At 39.5% G+C, this 16786-nt stretch carries 20 protein-coding genes; 18 read left to right on the plus strand and 2 right to left on the minus strand.

Annotated elements, in window-relative coordinates; translation table 11 throughout:
- The first annotated feature begins 160 nt into the window (after positions 1 to 160).
- The 5 genes from HJG58_RS10810 (at position 161) to pgaD (ending at position 5134) form a co-directional block, all read left to right on the plus strand.
- Positions 161 to 691 (plus strand): YaeQ family protein, encoded by a 531-nt coding sequence (locus HJG58_RS10810; RefSeq protein ID WP_033848544.1) that lies wholly within the window; start codon positions 161 to 163, stop codon positions 689 to 691.
- 87 nt (positions 692 to 778) lie between these two features.
- Complete coding sequence (locus HJG58_RS10815; RefSeq protein WP_002117532.1) at positions 779 to 1117, plus strand: FKBP-type peptidyl-prolyl cis-trans isomerase; 339 nt, start codon at positions 779 to 781, stop codon at positions 1115 to 1117.
- Positions 1118 to 1363: 246 nt separating this feature from the next.
- A complete protein-coding gene (pgaB, locus tag HJG58_RS10820) occupies positions 1364 to 3358 on the plus strand; it encodes a poly-beta-1,6-N-acetyl-D-glucosamine N-deacetylase PgaB (protein ID WP_170248874.1) in 1995 nt (664 codons plus the stop codon).
- A gap of 13 nt (positions 3359 to 3371) precedes the next feature.
- Positions 3372 to 4631 carry a poly-beta-1,6-N-acetyl-D-glucosamine synthase gene (gene pgaC / locus HJG58_RS10825; RefSeq protein ID WP_170248875.1) on the plus strand — a complete coding sequence of 420 codons (1260 nt, stop codon included), beginning with the start codon at positions 3372 to 3374 and terminating at the stop codon, positions 4629 to 4631.
- 83 nt (positions 4632 to 4714) lie between these two features.
- The gene (pgaD, locus tag HJG58_RS10830; RefSeq protein WP_216076560.1) at positions 4715 to 5134 is read left to right on the plus strand and encodes a poly-beta-1,6-N-acetyl-D-glucosamine biosynthesis protein PgaD; all 420 of its coding nucleotides are present in this window, start codon (positions 4715 to 4717) and stop codon (positions 5132 to 5134) included.
- A 102-nt stretch (positions 5135 to 5236) separates the two neighbouring features.
- On the opposite strand, the gene HJG58_RS10835 is transcribed toward pgaD, so the two are convergent.
- The gene (locus HJG58_RS10835) at positions 5237 to 6025 is read right to left on the minus strand and encodes a crotonase/enoyl-CoA hydratase family protein (protein ID WP_216076561.1); all 789 of its coding nucleotides are present in this window, start codon (positions 6023 to 6025) and stop codon (positions 5237 to 5239) included.
- Between the two features lie 246 nt (positions 6026 to 6271).
- On the opposite strand from HJG58_RS10835, the gene pnuC reads away from it, so the two are divergent.
- Genes pnuC through HJG58_RS10855 form a run of 4 tightly spaced genes read left to right on the plus strand, consistent with a single transcriptional unit; the run spans position 6272 to position 8319 of the window.
- Positions 6272 to 6862: a nicotinamide riboside transporter PnuC gene (pnuC, locus tag HJG58_RS10840; RefSeq protein WP_170248876.1), complete on the plus strand. Its 591-nt coding sequence runs from the start codon at positions 6272 to 6274 to the stop codon at positions 6860 to 6862.
- A gap of 46 nt (positions 6863 to 6908) precedes the next feature.
- The gene (locus HJG58_RS10845) at positions 6909 to 7508 is read left to right on the plus strand and encodes a hypothetical protein (RefSeq protein ID WP_170248877.1); all 600 of its coding nucleotides are present in this window, start codon (positions 6909 to 6911) and stop codon (positions 7506 to 7508) included.
- Positions 7509 to 7529: 21 nt separating this feature from the next.
- Complete coding sequence (locus HJG58_RS10850) at positions 7530 to 7997, plus strand: hypothetical protein (RefSeq protein ID WP_118978859.1); 468 nt, start codon at positions 7530 to 7532, stop codon at positions 7995 to 7997.
- 22 nt (positions 7998 to 8019) lie between these two features.
- The gene (locus tag HJG58_RS10855; RefSeq protein ID WP_170248878.1) at positions 8020 to 8319 is read left to right on the plus strand and encodes a hypothetical protein; all 300 of its coding nucleotides are present in this window, start codon (positions 8020 to 8022) and stop codon (positions 8317 to 8319) included.
- Between the two features lie 46 nt (positions 8320 to 8365).
- Here HJG58_RS10855 and HJG58_RS10860 read toward each other — a convergent pair whose 3' ends face one another.
- Positions 8366 to 9178 carry an IclR family transcriptional regulator gene (locus tag HJG58_RS10860; RefSeq protein WP_170248879.1) on the minus strand — a complete coding sequence of 271 codons (813 nt, stop codon included), beginning with the start codon at positions 9176 to 9178 and terminating at the stop codon, positions 8366 to 8368.
- A gap of 273 nt (positions 9179 to 9451) precedes the next feature.
- Here HJG58_RS10860 and HJG58_RS10865 point away from each other — a divergent pair, with 273 nt between their 5' ends.
- From HJG58_RS10865 to HJG58_RS10905, 9 genes are read left to right on the plus strand one after another with little or no spacing between them, the layout of a single operon-like run.
- Positions 9452 to 9757, plus strand: a complete 306-nt coding sequence (locus tag HJG58_RS10865; protein ID WP_000118513.1) for a non-heme iron oxygenase ferredoxin subunit — start codon at positions 9452 to 9454, stop codon at positions 9755 to 9757.
- 27 nt (positions 9758 to 9784) lie between these two features.
- Positions 9785 to 10084, plus strand: a complete 300-nt coding sequence (locus HJG58_RS10870) for a recombinase-like helix-turn-helix domain-containing protein (protein WP_170248880.1) — start codon at positions 9785 to 9787, stop codon at positions 10082 to 10084.
- 16 nt (positions 10085 to 10100) lie between these two features.
- Positions 10101 to 11168: an aromatic ring-hydroxylating oxygenase subunit alpha gene (locus tag HJG58_RS10875; RefSeq protein ID WP_005070727.1), complete on the plus strand. Its 1068-nt coding sequence runs from the start codon at positions 10101 to 10103 to the stop codon at positions 11166 to 11168.
- Positions 11161 to 11925 carry an SDR family oxidoreductase gene (locus HJG58_RS10880; protein ID WP_161281796.1) on the plus strand — a complete coding sequence of 255 codons (765 nt, stop codon included), beginning with the start codon at positions 11161 to 11163 and terminating at the stop codon, positions 11923 to 11925. The genes HJG58_RS10875 and HJG58_RS10880 overlap by 8 nt, the downstream gene beginning before the upstream one ends.
- 11 nt (positions 11926 to 11936) lie before the next feature.
- Positions 11937 to 12866, plus strand: coding sequence for a VOC family protein (locus HJG58_RS10885; RefSeq protein WP_069037295.1), 930 nt, complete (start codon positions 11937 to 11939; stop codon positions 12864 to 12866).
- A 28-nt stretch (positions 12867 to 12894) separates the two neighbouring features.
- Positions 12895 to 14106 carry an NAD(P)/FAD-dependent oxidoreductase gene (locus HJG58_RS10890; protein ID WP_170248881.1) on the plus strand — a complete coding sequence of 404 codons (1212 nt, stop codon included), beginning with the start codon at positions 12895 to 12897 and terminating at the stop codon, positions 14104 to 14106.
- A 42-nt stretch (positions 14107 to 14148) separates the two neighbouring features.
- Positions 14149 to 15372, plus strand: a complete 1224-nt coding sequence (locus HJG58_RS10895) for an MFS transporter (RefSeq protein WP_005803015.1) — start codon at positions 14149 to 14151, stop codon at positions 15370 to 15372.
- Between the two features lie 23 nt (positions 15373 to 15395).
- On the plus strand, positions 15396 to 15917 hold the full coding sequence (locus HJG58_RS10900) for a cupin domain-containing protein (RefSeq protein ID WP_170248882.1): 522 nt from the start codon (positions 15396 to 15398) through the stop codon (positions 15915 to 15917).
- Positions 15918 to 15952: 35 nt separating this feature from the next.
- Positions 15953 to 16777 carry an alpha/beta fold hydrolase gene (locus tag HJG58_RS10905; protein WP_170248883.1) on the plus strand — a complete coding sequence of 275 codons (825 nt, stop codon included), beginning with the start codon at positions 15953 to 15955 and terminating at the stop codon, positions 16775 to 16777.
- Positions 16778 to 16786: the final 9 nt, after the last annotated feature.

The raw sequence follows: 16786 nt of genomic DNA on the forward strand, positions 1-16786 counted from the left end.
TCTCTCTCTAAAGCAAAAAGCCGGCCAACTATAACTGGAAGGGAGCGTTTTGGAAGAATATGCAAATTTCACATGACTATGCTTTGGATTGTTCAGTTTTTTTATAATTTCTTATCCAAAATCGAGTATCCTTAGCGCCAAATTTTGGGACATATTAATCATGGCGCTTAAAGCAACAATTTATAAGGCAGACTTGAATATTGCCAATATGGATGACCATATTTATGGTGATTATCAACTGACGCTTGCCTTGCATCCCTCTGAGACTTTAGAACGCTTAATGGTTCGTTTGATGGCCTTTGCTCGTTTCGCAAGTGATGAGCTTGAGTTTACTAAAGACCTTTTTGAAACTGACGAGCCAGCGTTATGGCAAAAAGATTTAACGGGTCAGTTAGAAACATGGATTGAAGTTGGTTTGCCATCTGAAGATAAAGTCAAAAAAGCCAGTGCACGTTGTAAAACAGTGGCGATTGTCGTTTATGGCACACAAGTCGAAGACTGGTGGAAACGAAACAGTAAAATTAAAACGTTAAGTAACGTTCAGGTTTGGCAAATTGCCCCTCAAAGTACAGTAGAGCTAGAGCAACTGTGTGAACGTACGATGCAGCTACAATTAAATGTCATGGACAACGAGTGGACGCTTTTAGGTGAAAAGGGTCAAGCAACTGTTGTGTGGACACAGTTACAGTAACACAGAAAAGCGCAACAAATTCTACAGATTCAGTTGGTACACTAAGTACCAACTGCGATTTTAAAGATTCAGATTAAGGGGTAAACCATGTCAAATGAATTAGAAATTATCGATTTAAAAGTAGGCGAGGGTAAAGAGGCTGTTAAAGGCGCTTTAATCACGACTCACTATACAGGTTGGTTAGAAGATGGCACAAAATTCGATTCTTCAATTGATCGCGGTAATTATTTTGAATGTGTGATTGGAACAGGCCGTGTAATTAAAGGCTGGGACCAAGGCATTATGGGAATGAAAGTTGGCGGCAAGCGTAAATTAATCGTACCTGCTCATTTAGCTTATGGTGAGCGTAAAATGGGTAAGATCATCCCAGCTAATTCTAATTTAATTTTTGAAATTGAATTATTCGATGTCAAAACTCGTGACTAGTGAAGAACTTAAAGCCCTTTAGAGGGCTTTCTTGTTTATATGAGCTTTAAATATAAATACATTATTAATTTATATTTTAGCTTTATGAATATTTAAGATTATTTTCAGATTATTTGATTATAAATGCTAACTGAAAAACTGTTCATTTGTGGGCAGGATGATATTAAGACCAAATTTCAAAAAAGTTTGCGTTCTAAAAATCAAACTTCGCATAAATAATCTATATTGTTATTGAGACGCTATTTCATGATTATCCGCTTTGCATCTCCTTTGTTGAACATATCAATTGGCTTGGCTTTGGCTGGCTTGTCGGGTATGGCATTAGCCAAACCACCTAAACTGGACGCATCAACACTTACGGTGATTGGTTATCATGAAATTACCGATACTAAAAATGCATTAATTCCTCAATATGCAGTAACGACGCAACAATTTACACAGCATGTTGAATGGCTGCAAAAAAATGGATTCCATTTTATTACGGTTGATCAGTTGATCCGTGCTCATCAAGGTAAATTTCAACTGCCTACAAAACCTGTTCTATTAACTGTAGACGACGGTTATCAATCTTTTTATCAAAATGCTTATCCTGTCATTAAAGCTAAAAAAATCCCTGTTGTCCTTGCAGTGGTTGGTTCATGGTTAGAGCCAAAAGCAGGGCAGAAAGTCGATTTTTCAGGGGAAGAAATTCCACGCGATAAAATCTTAAGCTGGCCTGAGCTGAAAGAAATGCAAGATAGTGGCTTTGTAGAGATTGCAAGCCATAGCTACCATTTGCACCGCGGTATTACAGGCAATCCACAAGGCAACTCTGAACCTGCTGCAACAACTCGTTTTTATGACGCTAAAACTCAAACTTATGAAAACGATGAACAGTATCAATCACGTATCTATAATGACTTAAAGAAAAATAACGAATTACTCAAAGCTCATGGCTTGCGTTCACCACGTATTATGGTCTGGCCTTATGGTCGCTATAATATGCAAACAGTTCAAATTGCTAAAAAGCTTGGTATGCCAATTACCATTACACTTGATGATGGGGCAGACCACGCAAAACAATCTCTTCAAAATATGAGCCGTATTTTGGTAGAAGGCGATATGACGACTGATGATTTGGCTCAAGAAATTAAAAATCGTGAATTGAATTTAACGGATAACAACCGTCCGCAAAAAATTATGCATGTCGATCTGGACTATATTTATGACCCGGATCCGAAACAGCAAGAACGTAATTTAGGTCATTTGTTAGACCGAATTAATGCGATGGGTGTAAATACTGTCTATTTACAAGCATTTTCAGATCCAGATGCGAATGGCTCTGCTGATATGGTGTATTTTCCGAACCGCCATATTCCAATGCGTGCTGACTTGTTTAACCGTGTTGCATGGCAAATTCAAACGCGTACGCCTGTAAGTCGTATTTATGCGTGGATGCCTTTATTGGCATGGGAACTACCAAAAACTGATCCAGTTTCTAAAGACTTAGTTGTGACAGAACAGGCAAAATCCGGTGAACACCTTAATATGGGTTATATCCGTTTAAGTCCATTTTCACCAGAGGCGCGCCAAACTATTCGCGAGATTTATCAAGATTTGGCGAAGTCATCTTCATTTAACGGCATTTTATTCCATGATGATGTCACCTTATCTGACTATGAAGATGCAAGCCCAGAAGCATTAAAAGCCTATGCAAAACAAGGCTTGCCAACAGATTTGGCAAAAATCCGTGATAACGACCAAGATTTGCAAAAATGGACGGCATATAAGACAAAATATCTAGATGATTTTGCAATGCAACTCGTTGATGACGTGCGACAATATGAACCGTTCTTGCTCACCGCACGTAACTTATACGCGCAAGTTGCTTTAAAACCATATGCAGAAAACTGGTATTCACAATCGCTTGAAGAGTCATTAAAACGTTATGATTTTACGGCTATTATGGCAATGCCTTATATGGAACAGGTAGATAATGCTGATCAGTTCTATAAAGATATGGTTGATCGCGTGAAACAATATCCAAATGGCATGAAGAAAACCGTTTTTGAATTACAGGCAACCGATTGGCGTAAAAACGAAAAGGTACCTTCAGCTGAAATGGCAGCAACAATTCATTCTCTTTATCAGCAAGGTGTAATGCATGTCGGATATTACCCAGATGACCCAATTAAAGATCATCCGGATGTGGACACTATGCATAAAGCATTTGCTGAAAAATCATCTCGTCTTGTGCCGTAGTTGAGGCTAAAACATGACAATCTTTGCTGCAATATGGTCGCATGCCTTAAAATTCGTTTTCTATTATCCATTATTCATGTCGTATTTATGGATGATTGGCGCGATCATTTTCTATTGGAAAGAACGTCAGGCTCCGCCTTACGATCAACCTGCTCCATTAGAGAGTTATCCAAAAGTCGCTGTGTTAATTCCTTGTTTTAATGAAGGGGATAATGCAGAAGAAACTATTAGCCATGCGTTAAAACTGGACTATCCTCATTTTGAAGTGATTGCGATTAATGATGGTAGCTCGGACAATACAGGTGAGGTACTCGACCGTTTAGCAGCACAACATGAAAAACTTCGTGTTGTTCATTTGGCTCAAAACCAAGGTAAAGCCATGGGGTTACAAGCCGGAAGCTTAATGACTGATGCCGAGTTTTTAATTGGTATTGATGGCGATGCTTTACTTGATCCTCATGCAGCAAAGTGGATGATTCGTCATTTTCAGGAAAATCCAACAGTTGCAGCTGTGACGGGTAACCCACGTATCCGTACTCGCTCAACTTTATTAGGGCGTATTCAGGTTGGTGAGTTTTCTTCGATTGTCGGCATGATTAAACGTGCACAACGTACCTTTGGACGCTTATTTACCGTATCGGGTGTAATTACGGCTTTTCGTAAGAGCGCTGTTCACCAAGTCGATTATTGGTCACCAAATATGTTGACTGAAGATATCGATATTACGTGGAAATTGCAGCGTGCAGGGTGGGACATTCGTTTTGAAACGAATGCCTTAGTCTGGATTTTAATGCCTGAAACTTTAAATGGTTTGTGGAAACAGCGTTTACGTTGGGCTATGGGTGGGGCACAGGTATTAATTAAAAATATTGATGTGTTCACTAAGCCAAAATTAAATTTTTTATGGCCTTTAATGTTTGAGCTTTGCTTAACCTTAGTTTGGTCATATTTAATGTTGGCGATGGCTTTATTATGGTTGGTACATTTTATTTTACCGGTCCCTGCTTTAGCCGTTGTGAGCTCTCCATTTTTACCGTATGGTAGCGGTATTTTATTGGGGGCAACCTGTCTCATTCAGTTTGCTTTAAGCAAATGGATGGATAGTCGTTATGAACCACATCTAGGAAAAAACTATTTCTGGATGATCTGGTATCCATTGGTCTTTTGGCTAATCACCATCTCGGCAACTATTGTGGCATTTCCAAAAGTTTTAAAACGTGGAGATGAGAAACGTGCGCGTTGGGTGAGCCCGGATCGGGGCATTCGTGGATGAAATGCAAGAGTCATGAGATTTTAAAGATCGTGCTGTATTGATGTCTGGGGAAAACCGCAACACTTCGTTAGGTAAAGAGAGAAATGAAGACAAATTCGTTGATTATTGATTTACGCCGTCAATTACCATGGCATAAACGCTATGCTTCTACAACAAGCACGGCCATGATGTGGGCGGTTTGGTTGTTGCTGTGGCGTCCATTTGTACTGATCTGGGTATTGGCTGAACTCCAAAAAACACATTTAGTTCACCGTTTGTTTAGTGCTTTTGGTGTAGGCATTGAACATGGCATTACCGCATTAATTGGCTGTGCAATTTGTTTATTATTGTGGAGTCATGTGCTGCCTGAGCATCGTGTTGGCGGTAATGCGCTTAAAGCAAAACAGACAGATGATTATGCGCGCTATTTTGATTTACCTGAACATGAAATTGAGCAGGGACGTAGTCAGAAAATTACAGTCATTCACCATGATGAACTAGGTAAAATCATTAGAGTTGAATAAAGCATATTAATGAAAAAAAGCCCGCATCATGTGGCCTTTTTTTACACTAATTTCGCTATATCCATAAGTTTTAAACTGTAGAGTGCAGTGCTTGTGCAGGTATTATTTACCTTTGAAAACAGGAGGTCTTTTTTGCAACATGGCAAAAACACCTTCTTGAACATCTTCTGTGGTGAGCAATGGTTGAAGATGGCTTTGCAATTGCTTAAAGGCAACCTCGTACCCTTCGTTAATAGCTTCGCGAGCAGAGGCGAGAGTCGCTTTTACAGCAAGAGGAGCAGCTTGCGCAACATGTTCAGCAAGTTCTATTGCACGGTTGAGCTGAGAGCCTTCTGGGCATATTTCGGTAATCAGGTTCATGTCAAATGCTGCTTTTGCATCGAAAGAGTCACCAGTGAGTAAATAACGCATGGCTTTGGCCCAACCTGCGGCTTGAATAAAACGTGCAGTTGCTCCGCCAAAAGGTAAGATGCCACGTTGAACTTCCATTTGAGCAAATTGGGTATTTTCACTCGCAATCGCAATATCTGCGTTGAGAAATAGTTCTATACCAGCGGTGTAACAATAACCTTGTACCGCTACTATCAAAGGTTTACTGAGCTTTTGGCCGATTGTGCCCCAAGGGTTAATCTCATTTTCACTAAAATCAAAAACACCTGTAGCGAGTTTAGGTTGTAACTCAACTAGGTCTAAACCAGCTGTAAAATGATCCCCATGAGCAAAAATAACCGCGCAGCGCAGGGCATCATTATTTTCATATTCAGTGAGTGCTAGTGATAAGTCTTTGATCATGTGACTATCAAAAGCATTACGTTTTGCTGCCCGATCTAGACCAATTAAAAAAATATGCCCGCGAGTTTCACGGCTGACTTTTCCTTCTTGATTTGACATATTGTCATGCTCTTTATTCGTCTTTAATCATGTTTTAAACAATCATTTAAAAACTAGCAAATATAATTTGTTGATGACTCGATCAGTATTTGTTTTGTCTGTGTATTGAGATAAATCGACAGCATTAGAAAAGAGTAAAACCTCAGACAACCTTAATTTCCATTATTTATTTAAATTAGCAGTTTGCTTCGCTTTATATTTTTCTCATAATACCTCGTCAAATTGATCTCAATAAGCAGCTGTTTTATGTCACCTCTAGAAATCTTTGCGGTCTTGATTAGCCTGATTGGAGTCGGATTAACGGTAATCCGTAATATGTGGTGTTGGCTGTTTAATTTCTTTGCCTTTGTTTTATATGCCTATTTGTTTTACGAATTTAAGCTATATGGCGAAACGATTTTGCAGTTCTTTTTTATGGTGGTAAATTTTTATGGCTTTTACTACTGGCTTAAAAGAAAGCAGCAAGATCACGATATTCGAATTGAACCGATTGCAGTTCAAACCGCTGTCATCCAAATGACCATTGCCGCGGTAGGTGGCTTGCTTTTTGGCTTAATTCTTAAAAACTTTACCGATGCAGCAGTGCCTATGCTCGACTCTCAACTTGCAGCATTTAGTTTGCTTGCAACGTATTGGACCAGCCGAAAACATATTGCGACTTGGGTACTTTGGGTATTTGTCGACATTATTTATGTCGGTATGTTCATCTATAAAGATTTATTTTTAACAGCCGCTTTGTATGCAGCATTTGTTTTGATGGCAGCTTATGGTTGGTATCAATGGGAAAAGGTTAAAAGAAAGCAGATTGATAATATAGATCTGAAAAAATCTGTTTGATTTATGAGAAAATATTAAAACAATAATCCTCTTTGGAAATTATTTGATGACTCATACTTTAAAAAAACTTTTATTTTGTTTATTTCTTTGTTCTGGATATGCAAATGCTCAGGTTAATGCTGTACCTTTAAATCAGCTCGGTAAATTACCTGATTCATGTCAGAAAGATGAACCTGTTGAAAATAATAAATTAGTTATACAGTCCTCACAGGTAAAAATACAAAGCTATTCTTGCTTTATGCCTAATATAGCTGATGCGCTAGGGTATAGTGTATTTGCTATCAATTTAGATAAAAATAAAACCTATTATTTTAAAGCGCAAACTCAGGATATATCCTCAATAGCTGGCCAGACCATACATAAAATTGATTCTGAAACCTTTGCTATAGACAATTATCAGGAGCGTGGTGGAAATTTCATTATTTTTTGGATAGCGGACTGGTCAAATATTTATACACAAGATATTTCTTATTATACGGATGATGAAACTTCCATAGATAGCTCTATTAAAGACAAACAGATTTATTTACAGAAGAAAAAATATTTGGATAATACCAAAACTACAAAAGTTGGATCTCCCTTAATCATTATGAAAGACAAACAAAAAGGTTTGATCATCAATAAGAGTAAGGCACAAAACTTTTAAATAATTAATTTCTGGATTTTTATGAAAAATTTAACTCATATATTTTTATTTTGTATTGGTTTCTTAGTAGCAACGACCTCTTATGCGCAAGTAAATATTAAACCTTTATGGCATGGTAAAGTATTGAACAGTTTTGATATTCCTTTAAATAACCTGAAAAAGCCAAAGCAGGTTATTAAAGGTGAGGCTGATGAATGCAATGGTGGTTATTTTCCAGATCAATGGGTATATGAAGATGGAGTGATACTCTCTACGGGATCTTTAGATAAGGTATATGTAAGCCAGCAAAATGGTCTAAAGTATGGTTCTCGATTATTTAATCATTTAACTACCGAGAATGAGTTTAAAAAGTTTTTTGGTAAGCAAATAGTTATATCTGAAAATCATACTTACTCTATATTTCCTTGGGAAGGTAGTAATGATGGCTTACATTTTCATTTCCGTAATGGAAAATTACACTACTATACGCACTCTATTGATGACTGCTAATGATTAACCTTTAAGAATAACCATGATCCTGGATTTAGTCATATATAAGCAGCAACAGTTTGATGTGATGGCCCAAAAAATTATGGCCGAGCCTGCAAAATATATAGATTTTAATTCTGTATCTGATTTTTATAACGCTGCGTGGCTCAACGGTTTTCCACAAGGTACTCAGGTCTCTGCGACAGGTTTAGATGATGGTGCTGAAGAGTTTTATGCAGTTATTCAGTTTAAAAAACAGTATTTAAGATTTGATATTAAAGAAAATAATTCGACAATTATCTTTAAAGATATGAATGGGAACGTTTTAAAAAGTAACTTTTAACTTATGAAATAAAATCTAAAAAAAAGCGACTTAACGTCGCTTTTTTTTAATAAATAAATTTGGAAATTTTATTCGCTGTTTCAAGAACTAGGTTTGCGATATCTTCTTTAAATGTTCTTTCATCATAAGTGGTAATTGGACAACTTACAGAGATAACAGCGACCATTTTACCATTTGACTGTTTAAAAATAGGCGCCGCGCACGCTGCCATATCATGATTGTAATGACCCCAGCTCATCATGGTTTTTTGAGTTTTTACATAAGAAAGTCTTTGCAATAAAGCTTTTAAATTGGTTGGCGTCAGTTCAGAGAAACTGTCCCAATCGCTAAAATTGCGGTAACGCTGACGTACTTCAGTTTCAGGTAAATCAGATAAAAGCATTTGACCAATGACGGTTGCATGGGCAGGCCAGCGAGTTCCTAAACTAATGTTGCTCGTAAAGGTTCCCATCGACTGGATATTATTTACAAAGACAATATGAGTGCCTTCTAAAATAGAAAGATGTACCGCAAGTTTGGTGTGGTCACGTAGTTCTTTCATTAAAGGTGTCGATAAATCAAGTAATGAAAGTTTAGATAAACTGTTAAAACCAAGTTCCATGACTTTGGAATCGAGAGCATAAGTTTTTTGAGATGCTTTTCTTAAATAACCGCAAGATTCGAGTGTATAAATCAGACGAAATGCACTAGAACGGTTCACTTCTAAAATTTCAGCAATTTCTGTAATGGTCATTTCTTGCGCTTGTTGATTAAATGCTTGCAAGATAGCTAAACCCCGTACAAGTCCGGGAACTAAATATCGGTCATCATTTTTTGTTGTTTCCGATTCGTGCGAATCTTCTTCAATTGCTATGCTCATTCGTGTCATTTTCCTATAAATAAAACATGATTCAATTTGGGGCATGCTGCTTTATTTTATAACTATTGTAATTGTTAAAAATGCATAAAACAATTTTTATATTTAAAACTTTGTTTCCTTCTTGAAACGTAACAAAATATTTAAAAATTAATAAGACAATGAATTTTATATTTATTTTTACTTTGACAAAAAATGATCAAGGGGATTATGCTTAGCTTGTGTTTTGAAAATCAAATTATGTTTTGTATATAAAACAAAATGAGGACGCAAGGTATGAGTTGGATCTCAGTTTGTCAGCAGGGTGACGTTAGCGAAGATGAGCCGAAAGCCATCGAAGTTGAAGGGAAAAAAATAGGCGTATTTTTCGTCGATGAAAATTACTTTGCTATCGAAAATGTTTGCCCTCATGCGTATGCCTTATTAACCGAAGGATTTATCGAAGATCAGACTGTTGAATGTCCATTGCACGAAGCAATTTTTGACATTCAAACAGGTGAGCTAAAAAGTGGGCCAGGGTGTAGAAACCTATGTACGTACCCAGTTCGTGTTGAAGGACAGGATATTCAAATTCAACTCTAGTCCTCACATGTACAAGGAAGCAGAACAATGAAGACATTTAATGAAAAGTTGGCAAGCTGGATTCATGCAACGCCGGCAACCGAAGCAGGTATCAACAATATTCAAATTCCAGGTCAATCTGAATTGTTGGTTTGGCAGACACGTTATAAAGAACCAACGCTCTATGAACAGGATTTTGTAAAAAACTTGATTCAGGCATTTTCTGCGGGCGCAACAGAGTTAGATGACGTTGTTTCTGCACTTAATAAACAGGGTTTCCGCTGTGAATCTGGTGATGAATGGACTTCTGCAAGCTTTACAGAAGAAATGCAACGTTTAGGTTATTGATTCAGGGAAGAATAAAATGAACGCAATCGTATCAACTTCACAAAGCGCTGAAGAATATTTAGAACTTGGTTTACGTGACCAATGGCATCCAGTTTTAGCAAGTTGGGAAGTCGCTGCTAATCCAGTCGGAATTACCCGTTTAGGTGAAAACATTGTGGTTTGGCGTGATGCCGAAGGTCAGGTGCATGCACTTGAAGATCGCTGTCCACACCGCGGTGCTCGTCTTTCCCTTGGTTGGAACTTGGGTGACCGAGTTGCTTGCTGGTATCACGGTGTTGAAGTTCGTGCTGATGGTGTAGTTGCTGATGTGCCAGCGGTTCATGAATGTCCAATGACCGGAACTAAATGTTTAAAGAACTATCCTGTCATTGAGCAACATGGCGCAATCTTTATCTGGTTTGGTATTGATGCAAATGAACAACCAGCACCGCTTGAGTTCCCGGAGCAACTTGCAAGTGAAGAGTGGAGTGCGTTCCTTTGCCAAGCAGACTGGAAAGTAAACCATCAATACGCGATTGATAATGTGATGGACCCAATGCATGGGACCTATTTACACGCGACATCGCACTCGATGGCAGATGGTGAACGTACTGCAGAGATGAAGCACCGTACCACCGATAATGGCTTTGTTTTTGAAAAAGAAGGTCAAACAGGTGTGAACTTTGACTGGGTTGAATATGGTTCAACAGGTGCAAGCTGGTTACGCCTTTCAATTCCATACCGTAAACAATTTGGTCCAGGTGGCGAATTTTGGATTGTAGGTTATGCAACGCCAATTGATGCCAACAATACTCGCGTATTTTTCTGGCGCTGCCGTAAGGTGAGTGGTTGGCAACGTAATGTATGGCGTTTCTTATATCGCAATCACTTAGAACAATTGCATTGGGATGTATTAGAACAAGACCGAATTATTTTAGAAAACCTTGCGCCAAATGCGCGTGAAAAAGAGTTCCTCTATCAACACGATGTTGGTCTTGCACGTTTACGCCGTTTAATGAAAAAAGAAGCTGAGAAGCAATTAAAGAAAATTGCTGCACTAAATGCATCAAACCGTATCGAGATGCAGGAAGAAGCTCATGGCTAATGTAGCGTTGTTGCAAGGCAAAAAAGTTTTAGTGACTGGTGCTGCGCGTGGTTTAGGTAGAGATTTCGCTCAAGCCATTGCCGAGGCAGGTGCTGAAGTTGTGATGGCAGATATTTTGTCTGACTTGGTACAACAAGAAGCACAAGTGTTACAACAACAAGGACTAAACGTTCATGCTGTCACCGTTGACCTTGCCAATGCAGACTCTATTGAAAATGCGGTTGCAAAAAGCGTGGAAGTATTACAAGGACTAGATGGCCTTGTGAACTGTGCGGCACTGGCGACCAATGTCGGTGGAAAAAATATGATTGATTACGATCCTGAACTTTGGGATCGGGTCATGAATATTAATGTGAAAGGCACATGGCTGATTAGTAAGGCATGCGTGCCCCATTTAAAGCAATCGGCTGCAGGCAAGATCATTAATGTTGCTTCCGATACAGCACTTTGGGGCGCACCGAATCTAATGGCTTATGTGGCAAGTAAAGGTGCAATTGTTGCCATGACGCGTTCAATGGCAAGAGAGTTGGGACAATCTAATATTTGTGTCAATACATTGTCACCGGGCCTTACTCTGGTTGAAGCAACCGAGTATGTGCCTCAAGAACGTCACGATTTATATGTCAACGGAAGAGCGATTCAACGTCAGCAACTTCCACAAGATTTAAATGGAACAGCATTGTATCTACTGTCGGATTTGTCCTCTTTTGTGACAGGTCAAAATATTCCGGTCAATGGCGGTTTTGTCTTTAACTAAGGAGTAGTCAAATGATTACAGGGATCGAGATTTTAAAGTTTGGAGTTGAAGATAGAGCCGCTTCAAACAAGTTTTTGGCAGATTTTGGTTTAAGCCAAAGTACTTCGGATATTGAAGGTACTGATCTTTACCAAACCCAAAATGGTAGCAAGATTTATCTATTTAATTGTGATGATGAGCGTTTGCCGACTGCTATTGAACAAGGTTCAACTTTACGTGAAGTGACTTGGGGCGTTGATAGTGCTCAAGACCTTGAAGACTTGGCAGCTCGTTTGGCCGATGTAGAAGGTTTTAAACGTACTGAAAATACAGTTGAGTGTATTGACCCAAATGGCATGACCATTCGTTTTGAACAAAGTTTTGTTAAAGAAGTACCTGAACTTAAAACGGAAGGTATTAACCAATACGGCAACATTCAACGTGTGAATGCAGCAAGTCCTGTCTATGAAAAAGGTCAACCTGTTGCGATTGGACATGTGGTGTTCTTCACACCGGATTTGGCAACAACTGAAAACTTCTATATTGAAAAAGTAGGTTTCCATTTATCTGATGCTTACAAAAATCGCGGTGCATTCTTACGTTGCCGCGGTGAAGGTTATCACCATGATTTATTCTTGCTCAGTGTTCCAAATAAACCTGCTGGCTTAAATCACGTTGCATTTGTTGTTCGCGATATCCATGAGGTGATTGGGGGCGGTTTAAATATGAATCGTTCGGAGTGGTCAACCTTTATTGGACCGGGACGTCACCCAATTTCTTCTGCGTATTTCTGGTACGTCAACTCACCATTAGGTGGTGCATTTGAATATTACACCAACGATGATTATTTGACAGAAGAATGGCAACCACGTGTAGAAGAACATCGTCTAGAGCTTTTCACTGAATGGGCGATTGAAGGTGGTCTTGATGACACAACCCGCCGTCAGGTGAAGCCTGTTTAACAGGTATTGCTTTACAAGGAAGATGGCTATGGAAAAGATCGTAATTGTAGGTGCCGGACAGGCAGCGGGTTGGGCAGTAAGTACCTTGCGTCAAAATGGGTATGTGGGCGAAATTCACGTGGTTTCAAATGAAGATCAAGTGTTTTATGAGCGTCCGCCACTGTCTAAGCAAGTACTTTCAAAAGAAGCAACGTATGAAAGTTTGAATCTGTTCTCTCCTGAACAGGTTCAAGAGTTCAACGTTCAATGGCATAAACCAGAAATTGCGACAAAAGTCGATCGTGAGCAAAAACAGGTTCATTTAGAAAGTGGTCAGGTTTTGCCGTATGACAAATTGCTGATCGCAACTGGAAGCCGTGCGCGTGTACCCGTCAATACATGGCAGTTCATTCCAAATGTTGTGACTTTACGCAATGTGCATGATTGTGAACGTTTGGCTGAAATTTTAAAGAATGCAAAAAATGTCGCTGTGATTGGCGGTGGCTGGATTGGTTTAGAAATTGCTGCAACTGCACGTAAGCAAGGTAAAGATGTTCATATATTTGAATATGGCGATCGTTTATGTGCAAGAAGCGTGAGTCCAGAAGTTTCTGCATTTTTAAAAAATATGCATGAAACTCAAGGTACAAAAATTCATTTAGACAGCAAGAGTCTTCATTTAGTTGAAGCGCCATATCAAAAAGTTGAAGTGGTGAATCACCCACAAAATAGTCAGTTATTTGACTGTGTCGTGGTAGGTGCAGGCGCTGAGATTGCCAAAGAGTTAGGTGTACATGCTGGTCTCGATGTGAAAGATGGCATTGTGGTGAATTGTTTTGGACAAACTTCAGATCAAAACATTTATGCCGCAGGTGATGTCGCGATTCATCCGGGTTTGGGTTATTGCATTCAGTCTTGGGCAAATGCACAAAATCAGGCGATTGCAGCAGCAAAGTCGATGCTCGGCATTGAAACTGAATATACCGATATTCCATGGCTTTGGTCAGATCAATATCACTTTAATATCCAGATTTTAGGTACGTATCAACCTGAAAAAACCAAAGAAGTGGTGATTCGCCAAGGTGGTGAAGATCAGGTGAGCTATTTATATCTGGACCATGAAAATCGTTTGCTCAACATGATTGCCATTAATGATTCTAAACTGGTCAAACTGGCAAAACGTTGGATGCAAGCTAACACCGTTTTAGATCCAAAACTATTAGCAGATGCTGAATTTAATGTCATGAAGTTAAAACCGTAAACATTAAATCTGGTTCTCATTACCAAATCGAAGGAATGACACATGAGTAATGAAGAAAAAAGTGGATTGAAGCATTGGGTACCTGCTTTTGTCCTTATGGTGTGTGTGGTACTGGCGTTTTTCGACAAGATTAGTATTGCGGTTTTATTTTCAGATCCTCATTTTCAAAGTGCAATGGGAATTGCTGAAGATAAGGCCAAGCTCGGATGGCTCATGACAAGTTTCTTACTTGCTTATGGTTTTTCATCAGTCTTTCTGAGCTTTTTGGGTGACATCTTTAACCCAAAGAAAATGCTGTTCTGGAGCGTAACGTCGTGGGGCGTACTCATGTTCTGTATGGGGTTCACCACTAGTTATTCAGGCATGCTGGTTTTACGTGTACTGCTTGGTTTAGCAGAAGGCCCGTTATTTGCCTTGGCATACACCATTGTTAAGCAGACTTATACGGACCGTCAGCAGGCACGTGCTTCTACCATGTTCTTACTTGGAACACCGATAGGTGCATTCCTTGGGTTCCCGATCACTGCAAATGTTTTAGCTCACCACGACTGGCACACCACTTTTTTTGTGATGGCTGCGCTAACCCTGATTGCCATTTTTAGCATTGTTTTTGGTCTGCGTAACTTGCAGCTCAAGAAAACTGTCGAAATTGAGGGCGAGAGTAAACGCACTAATTTCAAAGGTCACATTGCCAATACTAAATTGCTGCTCAGCAACAGCGCATTCTGGCTGGTTTGTCTCTTTAACATTGCGTTGATGACGTATTTGTGGGGCTTAAACAGCTGGGTTCCTTCTTACTTAATGCAAGACAAAGGATTCAATCTCAAAGAGTTTGGGATGTATTCAAGTTTTCCATTCATTGCCATGTTAATTGGCGAAATTATCGGTGCGTTTTTATCTGACAAGTTAGGCCGCCGCGCAATTCAAGTATTTAGCGGTTTATTACTCGCGGGCATCTTCATGTATGTGATGGTCATTATGACTGAGCCATTATTGATTATTGCTGCCATGTCTTTAAGTGCTATGGCATGGGGTTTTGGAGTAGCAGCTGTATTTGCTCTGCTTGCAAGAGTCACGACCTCAAATGTAGGGGCGACTGCGGGTGGAATATTTAACGGCTTAGGTAATTTTGCAAGTGCAATTGCGCCTGTTCTTATCGGTTACATCGTGATGCAAACACACAGTTTTAATTTAGGAATTACCTTCTTGGCTGCTGTCGCTGTCATCGGGTCGTTGTTCTTGGTTCCTCTTTTAAAACGTTATTAATTCACTGTATAGGAGTTTAAAAAATGACTACACAACAATTCGAATCGTGGGCACAACCAGAGGGTGCTTCTTTAGAAGATTGGTTAAACACACGTATTGCTCGCTTTGAGACACGTAAATATGACTTTGATGCTTTGAAGTTCCAAGCAGATTACGACCCGAAATATCGCCGTGCACAAATGCGTTACATGGGCACGGGTGCAACAGGTGTTGCAAATGACGGTAACACTGTACCAGCAGAAAACTTCACGTTTTCAACCATGGTTCTACCACCACAGTGTGAAGGTCCTTTGCACATTCACCACGATGTTGAAGAAGTGTTCTTTATGCTTCGCGGCGAAATTGATTTGTTTATTGAGCATAACGGCGAGAAATTCCAGACCCGTTTAAAAGAGCGTGACCTGATTTCAATTCCACCGGGTATTTACCGTGGTCTATTTAACCCAGGTCAAGAAGATGCCTTGATGTGTGTGATGTTAGGAACAGGTAAACCAACCATTCCGAACTATCCACCAGAGCATCCATTGTCTCAAATCAAACGTTAATTGTTTGATGAAGTGAATGAAGGAAAGAATTGAAAATGATGACACTCATTGAAAAGTTAGCAGAATTTCCGGTGAAAACCGTTACTGTTCAAGGCCAGCAGCAAGCCTATCGGGAAGCCGGTCAGGGTGAGTACCTTGTACTGTTGCATGGCATTAGTTCAGGTTCTGCTTCATGGGTAAACCAACTTGAAGTGCTGTCTCATCATTTTCATGTCATTGCCTGGGACGCACCGGGCTATGGCAAATCAGATGAACTTTTAACTGATCAGCCCAATGCTACTGATTACGCAAAGCGTTTGGCAGCATTGTTTGATGTTTTAAAAATTGAAAAAGCAATTGTGGTCGGACACTCATTAGGTGCCTTACAGGCCAGTGCATTTGCTGCACTTTACCCAGAGCGAGTGGAACACTTGGTTGTTGCTAACTTAGCTCAAGGCTACCAACGCCACGATGAGCAAACACAAATTCAGGTTTTTGAAAAAAGACCAAAAATGTTGAAAGAACTCGGTGCTAAAGGAATGGCCGAAAGCCGTGGACCTCATTTGATTTATAAACAAGAACCACAAGCCTTAGCTTTAGTTTCAGAGGTGATGCAGCAGTTGACCCTAAAAGGTTTCACCCATGCATCGTACTTACTGGCATATGACGAAATACGTAATTACTTAACCAATTTAAAAGTCCCATGCACAGTCATTGCAGGGCAGCAAGATCAAATCACTCCTGCGTTAGGTATACAAGAGCTTGCTCAGGAATTGCAGTTGGAACAGCGCTTCGTCATAGAGGATGCAGGACATTTAAGTTATGTCGACCAACCGCAAGCATTTAACCAAATTATGTTGACGATTCAGGAACAATCGTAAGAGAGATTA

The organism is Acinetobacter geminorum, assembly GCF_013009345.1.
GTDB lineage: Bacteria > Pseudomonadota > Gammaproteobacteria > Pseudomonadales > Moraxellaceae > Acinetobacter > Acinetobacter geminorum.

Excerpts from the sequence above, each read along its gene's own strand:
- HJG58_RS10810 (WP_033848544.1), top strand. The coding sequence starts at position 161 with ATGGCGCTTAAAGCAACAATTTATAAGGCAGACTTGAATATTGCCAAT.
- HJG58_RS10815 (WP_002117532.1), top strand. The coding sequence starts at position 779 with ATGTCAAATGAATTAGAAATTATCGATTTAAAAGTAGGCGAGGGTAAA.
- pgaB (WP_170248874.1), top strand. The coding sequence starts at position 1,364 with ATGATTATCCGCTTTGCATCTCCTTTGTTGAACATATCAATTGGCTTG.
- pgaC (WP_170248875.1), top strand. The coding sequence starts at position 3,372 with ATGACAATCTTTGCTGCAATATGGTCGCATGCCTTAAAATTCGTTTTC.
- pgaD (WP_216076560.1), top strand. The coding sequence starts at position 4,715 with ATGAAGACAAATTCGTTGATTATTGATTTACGCCGTCAATTACCATGG.
- HJG58_RS10835 (WP_216076561.1), bottom strand. The coding sequence starts at position 6,025 with ATGTCAAATCAAGAAGGAAAAGTCAGCCGTGAAACTCGCGGGCATATT.
- pnuC (WP_170248876.1), top strand. The coding sequence starts at position 6,272 with ATGTCACCTCTAGAAATCTTTGCGGTCTTGATTAGCCTGATTGGAGTC.
- HJG58_RS10845 (WP_170248877.1), top strand. The coding sequence starts at position 6,909 with ATGACTCATACTTTAAAAAAACTTTTATTTTGTTTATTTCTTTGTTCT.
- HJG58_RS10850 (WP_118978859.1), top strand. The coding sequence starts at position 7,530 with ATGAAAAATTTAACTCATATATTTTTATTTTGTATTGGTTTCTTAGTA.
- HJG58_RS10855 (WP_170248878.1), top strand. The coding sequence starts at position 8,020 with ATGATCCTGGATTTAGTCATATATAAGCAGCAACAGTTTGATGTGATG.
- HJG58_RS10860 (WP_170248879.1), bottom strand. The coding sequence starts at position 9,178 with ATGAGCATAGCAATTGAAGAAGATTCGCACGAATCGGAAACAACAAAA.
- HJG58_RS10865 (WP_000118513.1), top strand. The coding sequence starts at position 9,452 with ATGAGTTGGATCTCAGTTTGTCAGCAGGGTGACGTTAGCGAAGATGAG.
- HJG58_RS10870 (WP_170248880.1), top strand. The coding sequence starts at position 9,785 with ATGAAGACATTTAATGAAAAGTTGGCAAGCTGGATTCATGCAACGCCG.
- HJG58_RS10875 (WP_005070727.1), top strand. The coding sequence starts at position 10,101 with ATGAACGCAATCGTATCAACTTCACAAAGCGCTGAAGAATATTTAGAA.
- HJG58_RS10880 (WP_161281796.1), top strand. The coding sequence starts at position 11,161 with ATGGCTAATGTAGCGTTGTTGCAAGGCAAAAAAGTTTTAGTGACTGGT.
- HJG58_RS10885 (WP_069037295.1), top strand. The coding sequence starts at position 11,937 with ATGATTACAGGGATCGAGATTTTAAAGTTTGGAGTTGAAGATAGAGCC.
- HJG58_RS10890 (WP_170248881.1), top strand. The coding sequence starts at position 12,895 with ATGGAAAAGATCGTAATTGTAGGTGCCGGACAGGCAGCGGGTTGGGCA.
- HJG58_RS10895 (WP_005803015.1), top strand. The coding sequence starts at position 14,149 with ATGAGTAATGAAGAAAAAAGTGGATTGAAGCATTGGGTACCTGCTTTT.
- HJG58_RS10900 (WP_170248882.1), top strand. The coding sequence starts at position 15,396 with ATGACTACACAACAATTCGAATCGTGGGCACAACCAGAGGGTGCTTCT.
- HJG58_RS10905 (WP_170248883.1), top strand. The coding sequence starts at position 15,953 with ATGATGACACTCATTGAAAAGTTAGCAGAATTTCCGGTGAAAACCGTT.